6 protein-coding genes are annotated in these 6523 nt (G+C 72.1%); 4 read left to right on the top strand and 2 right to left on the bottom strand.

The genetic code is table 11. From position 1 onward, the window contains the following. The 4 genes from D7W82_RS23345 to D7W82_RS23330 all read left to right on the top strand — a co-directional run. A partial coding sequence (locus tag D7W82_RS23345; RefSeq protein ID WP_370451070.1) for an alpha/beta fold hydrolase occupies positions 1–935 on the top strand: 935 nt, incomplete at its 5' end. 49 nt (positions 936–984) lie between these two features. Continuing rightward, positions 985–1995 carry a DUF2157 domain-containing protein gene (locus D7W82_RS23340; RefSeq protein WP_120620461.1) on the top strand — a complete coding sequence of 337 codons (1011 nt, stop codon included), beginning with the start codon at positions 985–987 and terminating at the stop codon, positions 1993–1995. A 2-nt stretch (positions 1996–1997) separates the two neighbouring features. Next, positions 1998–3107, top strand: a complete 1110-nt coding sequence (locus tag D7W82_RS23335) for a DUF4401 domain-containing protein (protein ID WP_120620460.1) — start codon at positions 1998–2000, stop codon at positions 3105–3107. Continuing rightward, positions 3104–3604, top strand: coding sequence for a GDYXXLXY domain-containing protein (locus tag D7W82_RS23330; RefSeq protein ID WP_120620459.1), 501 nt, complete (start codon positions 3104–3106; stop codon positions 3602–3604). Before D7W82_RS23335 ends, D7W82_RS23330 begins: the two co-directional genes overlap by 4 nt. A 16-nt stretch (positions 3605–3620) precedes the next feature. Here the strand turns inward: D7W82_RS23330 and D7W82_RS23325 are convergent, their stop codons facing one another. Further along, positions 3621–5342 carry a sigma-54 dependent transcriptional regulator gene (locus D7W82_RS23325; RefSeq protein WP_120620458.1) on the bottom strand — a complete coding sequence of 574 codons (1722 nt, stop codon included), beginning with the start codon at positions 5340–5342 and terminating at the stop codon, positions 3621–3623. 381 nt (positions 5343–5723) lie between these two features. Beyond that, the gene (locus D7W82_RS23320; protein ID WP_120620457.1) at positions 5724–6521 is read right to left on the bottom strand and encodes a bifunctional 2-polyprenyl-6-hydroxyphenol methylase/3-demethylubiquinol 3-O-methyltransferase UbiG; all 798 of its coding nucleotides are present in this window, start codon (positions 6519–6521) and stop codon (positions 5724–5726) included. Positions 6522–6523: the final 2 nt, after the last annotated feature.

Raw genomic sequence — 6523 nt, 5'->3', positions numbered from 1 at the left:
CCGCCGGCCGCCCCGGTGCCCCGGGCGCCACGCCCCCCGTGGGCCCGGTGGAGACGGGGCTGTTGGCCCAGCTGGCCCCGGCCGTGCTGCCCCAGGTGCACTGGCTACCCGGGGGCGGCGCGGTGCGGATCCTCGAAGGGGGCCCCGGCTCCGGGGACGGCGCCCGCTCCACGGTCGTCTTCCTCCACGGGCGTGGGAACGCGGCGACCCACTGGTTCCCGTACCTGACGGCGCTGGCCCGGCATCACCGGGTGCTGGCCCTGGACCTGCCCGGTTTCGGTCAGTCCACCCCGGCGGACGTGCACGTGAGGTCCGCGGAGGACGCGGTGCGCTTCTTCACGGCGCCCGTGGAGGAGGCGCTGGGGCTGGTGGCGCCGGGGCCGGTGTCGGTGGTCGGCCACTCGCTGGGCGGACTGGTGGCGCTGGAGCTCGCGCTGCGCGGCGCGGTGCCGGTGGAGCGGCTGGCGCTGGTGGACGCGATGGGGCTGGGTCCGGAGATGCCGCGCGCCTCGCGCCTCTTCTTCCGCGCGGGGCCGGAGCGGCTGGCGCGCAACCTGGGTCCCTGGGCGATGGCGCGGATGCTGCCGCCACCGCCCACGCCGCTGGGCGAGAAGCTGGGACAGCTGGGCTACGAGCTGTTGAGCGTGCCCGGCGGCAGGCCCGAGGCCGCGCAGGCCTTCAACGCGCTGGTGCCGCTGACGGGGCCGCTGCTCCACCGCCGCGAGCGGCTGGGCGAGGTGAAGGTCCCCGTTCTGCTCATCTGGGGGGAGCGCGACGAGACGCTGCCCGTCTCGCTGGCCGACGAGGCCGCGCGCCGCCTCCCCCAGGCCCGGGTGCTGCGCGTGGCGTGCGGACACAGTCCGCAGTTGGAGCATCCCGAGCGCGTGCTCCCCGAGCTGAAGGCCTTCCTGGACGCGGAGCCCTCCCGACCCTGAGCTGGCGCGGTGTCCCCGGCGTCACTTGAACCGGGTACAGTCCTCGGCCGTGCCGAAAGACTTCCTTGATCTGGAGGCGACGCCGGAGCGGCTGCACGCGCTGGCGGACGCCGGAATCCTGAGACCGAACGCGTACGGGCGCGCGCTGCACCTGGCGGTCGCCTCGCCGTCGCGGCCCGCGTGGCACGCGTTCCTGTCCACGACGTTGATGGCCCTGGGCTCGCTGCTGGTGCTGGCGGGCGTGGTGTACTTCTTCGCCTTCAACTGGGCGGAGCTGGGGCGCTTCTCGAAGATGGGCCTCATCTGCCTGGGCATCGCCGGAGCGGCGGTGGGCGCGTGGCGGCTGGGCGACCGGCCCGCGGGCCAGTTCGCGCTGCTCGCGGCCGCGGTGCTGGTGGGCCCGCTGCTCGCCGTGTACGGGCAGGCGTACCAGACGGGCGCGGATCCGTATGAGCTGTTCATCGGCTGGGGCGTGCTCATCCTGCCGTGGGTGGCGCTGGCGCGCTTCACGCCGCTGTGGATGCTCCAACTCGTGCTCGTCAACACGGGCGTCATCCTCTTCTGGGGCCAGCGCATGACGCGCTTCGACTCCTACGAGGCAAGGCTCGCGCTGGTGCTGGGGCTGCTCAACGGGTTCGCCTGGGCGACGTACGAGCACTTCGCCAACCAGAAGGTCTCCTGGCTCCAGGGGCGGTGGATGCCCCGCGTGTTGTCCCTGATGACGCTGACGCCGCTGGTGACCCTGGGCATCCTGTTCATCGTGAGCAGGCACGACCGCTCGCTCGAGTCCGGCGTGTCCCTGCTGCTGGTGGCGGGAGCGCTGGCCGCCATCTACGCCCTGCACCGGCACCTGCACGGCGAGCTGTTCCTGCTCACCGTGGGCGCGCTGAGCGTCATCACGCTCGTCACCACGGCGGTGGGCTGGTTCCTCCTGGAGGTCACGCGCGCGGACGAGCTGACCCTCTTCATCCTGCCGCTGGTGCTCATTGGCGAGGTGAGCCTAGCGGTCTGGTGGCTGCGCCACGAGTCGCAGGCCACGGGCGTTTCGGAGGAGACCTGACCATGGCCCTGCGACCGACCATTCAAGACGTGCTGGCGGGGCTCAAGGCCGAGGGCCACGTGGACGAGGAGGTGGACGCGAGAGCCCGCACCGCCCTGGAGATCCGGCAGAAGACGCTGGGTGCCTCGCCCTGGTTCGTGAAGGCGCTGGCGGGCGGCGGCGCGTGGCTGTCCGCGGCCTTCCTGCTCAGCTTCTTCGTCTGCGTGGGCCTGTGGAAGGAGGAGGTGGCGCTCACCGCCATGGGCCTCGTGCTGACGGTGGCGGCGGTGCTCCTGCGCCGGACCAGCCAGGGCCCGTTCCTGGAGCAGTTCGCCCTGGCCCTGTGCATGGCGGGCGTGGGCGCGTTCCTCGTGGGGCTGGCGCAGCTGGACCAGAGCACCCTCACCGTCGCGTTCGCGGGGGCGGTGGCGTCGCTCGCGCTGCTCGCCGTGTACCCGGACCTCATCCTCTACTTCCTGGCGACGGTGGGGCTCTGCGTGTCCGTCGGCGTGTTCGCGCTCGATGCCGTGGGAGGCGCGGGCGTGGACGTGTGGATGCTCCTGTGCGCCGCCGCGCTCTCCGGCACCCTGCTCTTCGAGCCGCTGCTGCGGCGCGGACAGCTGGGCCCGCGCGTGGGTCCCATCGCCTTCGCGCTCGCGTGCGCCGTGCCCGGGTGGCTGCTGTTCCGCAGCTTCGAGCGCTCGCAGGAGGGCTTCCGCTACGTCTTCCGCTTCGAGAGCGGGTTCGTGCCGAGCGCGTACCTCTCCGTCCTGCTGGCGCTGCTCCTCGCGTGGACGGGGTGGCGGGTGCTGCGCGAGCTGGGGCTGTCGCGGGAGCAGCGCGTCTGGATCCCCGCGGTCTGCGCGCTGGTGCTGCTCACGGGGATGACGCTGAACACGCCGGGCGTGCTGGTGGCGGTGCTGATGCTGACGCTCGGCTTCCACCGCCGCAGCCGCGTGATGCTGGGGCTGGCGGTGGCGTTCCTGCTGACTTTCGGCGCGTACTACTACTACGACCTCCACATCACGCTGCTGGCCAAGGCGCTCGCGCTCACGGGCAGCGGTCTGGTGCTGCTGGGCGTGCGGCAGTTCTTCCTGCGGCGGCAGTCCGCCGTCCTCACGGAGGCCCGATGAAACGCGGCGCCGTCATCTTCGGTGGGCTCGCGCTGGTGTTCGCCGCGCTCGCCTTCCTCGTCGTGCAGAAGGAGAGCGTGCTCGCGCGGGGGCAGCCCGTGCTGCTGCGGCTGGCTCCGGTGGATCCGCGCTCGCTCATCCAGGGCGATTACATGGTGCTCGACTACGCCATCAACCAGGGCTGGCGCGAGGGCCGCGAGCAGCCCCAGGAGGACGGCAACGTGGTGCTGCGCCTGGACGAGCACGACGTGGGCGAGTTCGTGCGCTACGAGACGCAGGCGGGCACCTCGCTCGCGCCCGGCGAGGTGCGCCTGCGCTTCCGCATCCGCAACTCGCAGATGCGCCTGGGCGCGGAGGCCTTCTTCTTCCAGGAGGGCCACGCGGAGCGCTACGCGAACGCGCGCTACGGCGAGCTGCGGGTGACGGACAACGGCACCAGCGTGCTCGTGGGCCTGCGCGACGAGAACTACCAGCCGCTGGGCAGCGCCATCCGCTAGAAGGCGCCCCCCCGCCTCAGTCCGCGTCCTCGTTCTCCAGCAGGTCGGAGAACGGGGAGCCCTCCTCGCCCAGCGCCTTGTAGAGGCCGTCCACCTTCTCCAGCTCGCGCTTGAGCGCCTTGTGGTGGTTGCGGTTCTTCACCAGGCTCTCGCGGCCCAGCAGGCGGAAGGCCTCGTCGCGGCCCACCTGGCGGATGGCCAGGCCCAGCACCAGCCCGCGGAAGCCGTCCGCGTAGTCCAGGTCCAGCGGCGTGCCGCGCCTGCGCGCCTCGCCGACGAAGGCCTGCGCCGCGGCCCGCAGCGCCTCCGGGAGCGGACGGCCGCCGGGGGACTGCTCGTAGTCCAGCGCCCGCGCCACGTGCTTCTCCTGAAGCACCAGGTCGCCCGTGCTGCCCGCGTGCTCCACCATCGCGAGCGTGTACGCACGCCGCACGATGTTGTCGAGCTGCCGCAGGTTGCCCGGCCACGAGCTGGTGGTCAGCAGCAGCTCCGCCTCCGGCGCCAGCCGGGCCGAGCCCTCCGGCAGCCGCTCGCGGTGGCGGCGGTTCACCATGTACCGCGCCCAGAGGGGAATCTCGTCCTGCCGGTCCTGCAGGGGCGGCATGCGCACCGGCAGCACGTTCACGCGGTAGTACAGGTCCTCGCGGAAGCGGCCGGCGCGCACCTGCGCGAGCAGGTCCGCGTTGGTGCCGATGATGAAGCGCACGTCCGCGAGCTTCTCGCCGGTGCCCTCGCCCAGCGGCCGGTAGCTGCGCGACTCCAAGAGGTGCAGCAGGCCCGCCTGCGCCTTCAGCGACAGCTTGTCGATTTCGTCGATGAACAGCGTGCCGCCATCCGAGCGGGCCACCACGCCCGGCGCGTCGCGCACCGCGCCGGTGAAGGCGCCCTTCTTCCAGCCGAAGAGCTCCGCCATCTGGAGGTCCTCCGGCACCGTCACCAGGTCCAGCGTCTCGAAGGGCTTGCCCCGGCGGCCGGAGCGCTCATGGCACCAGCGCGCCAGGCGCGACTTGCCCGCGCCCGTGGCCCCGCTCACGAGGATGGTCTCGTCCTGGAGCGCGAAGGTCCGCAGGATGGGCAGGAGCTCCGCCATGGAGCGGCCCACCACGGGGAGGAACTCGTCCACCTCCGGCGTGGCCACCGGCCGCTGCGGCAGCGCGGTGAGGTACGGCGCGGCGATGTCCGTGAGCAGTTGGAGCAAATCGCCGGCGTCGCGCCAGACGAACTCCTGCCCCATGGCGGCCAGACAGTCCGCCTCCAGCGAAATCATGCCCTCCATGCCCGAGGGCGTGCGCAGGGGCAGCACGCACACGTGCGTCGCGTGGCGGCCCAGGAAGCGCTGCTTGCTCTCGTTGCTGTGGAAGCCCGCGAGGCCCGGGTCGCCCGTCACCGGCGCGTCCGGCGCGTGCGGCTGCACCGTGCCGATGTTCACGTCGATGGACACCGCGCACCGGTGCTCCACCACCGCGCGCCAGGCCGTGGCGGAGGTGAAGAAGGGCGTCCCGGCGCCCGCGTCCGTCACCTCGCGCGCGCCCACGTCCAACGCCGCCAGCCGGCGGTACGCTTCGCCGGGACGCAGGTGGACGATGCCGCGCAGGACCCGGGCCCGGCCCGCATAGCGGCTGGCCGCCACCGCGCCTTCCGCCACGGCCAGCATCCGGCGCAACGTCGCCGCCGCCGCGGTTTCAAAGTCCCTGGAATCCCTGAGCGCAGCCATGAGCTGCGCCAACTCGTCTTGCATCCCCATCGCCTCCCGTGCGGAAGCCGCGCCACCGCCGACCGGCGAAGCCGTCCAAAAAGCAGACGCGGACTCTATCGGAGATGGCAGGGAGATGCGGGTTCAGATGGAGAGCGCGGAAGGAGCGGCCCCTCCTTCCGCGCTCCGGGTGCGGCTGGATGCGGTACACGCCGTTGCCGGCGTATGATCAGGCGCATTGCGGATGTCGTGCCAGCAGCGTGAGCCCAATGATTTCGCGGGGTCACGAGGTCTGCCCCATCCGGCCTGCGTCCCACCAGAACGCAGGCGCGTCCGGACGGGACGCAAGAGCCCTGACGTTTGGGCCCAAGGGCCTGACGAACCGCGCCTTCCAAACGGGCAGGCGCCCGGGTCATTCCATACCAATCAGGCCTTGGAGGCGGTGTCCGGCTTCAACACGAAGACGCGGTCCAGGCGCGGGCTGCCGCGCCCCACGGGCGAGTCCAGGTCGTAGTCGAAGTCGAACGTGGCCGCGACGCGCAGGCCGGACTTGCGGAACAGGCGCTTCACCTGGGCCTCGTCGTACGTGCGGAAGTACCACGTCGTCTCGATGAGCCAGTCCTTGTCGGGCCCGGTGACGCGCAGGCGGTTGCGCATGGGCGAGCGGCGCAGGCGCTGCTCCGGCAGGCCCTCGTGCGTGTTGCACACGACCTTGTCCTTGCCCACCTGCCCCACCCAGCGCTCGTGCTCAGGGCCGGAGCGCGCGTAGTCCGTGAGGTGGAAGCCCAGCACGTAGATGCCGTCCGGCTTGAGCAGGCGGCGGGTGCCGGTGAGGTGCTCCACCGCGGCCTTCTCGCTGTCCAGGTAGCGGAAGGTGGAGACCAGCGTGTGGGCCAGGTCCACGCGCCCCTCCAGCGCCGGGTCGAAGAAGTCCTCCATGCGCGCCTGGGACAGCTTCACGCGGCGGCGCTCCGCGGGGGACAGGCGCTTGCGCGCGTGCGCGAGCATGGCCTCCGACAAGTCGTAGCCCGCAACCTTCAGGCCCCGGCTCGCGGCCTCCTCCACCAGCCGGCCGGCGCCGCACGCGGGCTCCAGCCACTGGTTGCCTCCGGTGCCGAAGCGCCGGCTCAGCTCCTGGAGGAAGTCGGCCTCGCGCACGGTGTCCGTGCCGAAGATGGCCTCGTAGTACTCCGGGTGCTCGTACCAGTCCTTGCGTCGTTCCATGG

Source organism: Corallococcus sp. CA049B, from assembly GCF_003611685.1.
Taxonomy (GTDB): Bacteria; Myxococcota; Myxococcia; order Myxococcales; family Myxococcaceae; genus Corallococcus; species Corallococcus coralloides.
The sequence above is the reverse complement of the archived record's forward strand: the minus strand, read 5'-3'. Positions and strand labels throughout refer to the sequence as shown.

What these genes read in the sequence shown, in the direction of transcription:
- D7W82_RS23335 (WP_120620460.1), top strand. Translation starts at nt 1,998, where the DNA reads ATGGCCCTGCGACCGACCATTCAAGACGTGCTGGCGGGGCTCAAGGCC.
- D7W82_RS23330 (WP_120620459.1), top strand. Translation starts at nt 3,104, where the DNA reads ATGAAACGCGGCGCCGTCATCTTCGGTGGGCTCGCGCTGGTGTTCGCC.
- D7W82_RS23325 (WP_120620458.1), bottom strand. Translation starts at nt 5,342, where the DNA reads ATGCAAGACGAGTTGGCGCAGCTCATGGCTGCGCTCAGGGATTCCAGG.
- D7W82_RS23320 (WP_120620457.1), bottom strand. Translation starts at nt 6,521, where the DNA reads ATGGAACGACGCAAGGACTGGTACGAGCACCCGGAGTACTACGAGGCC.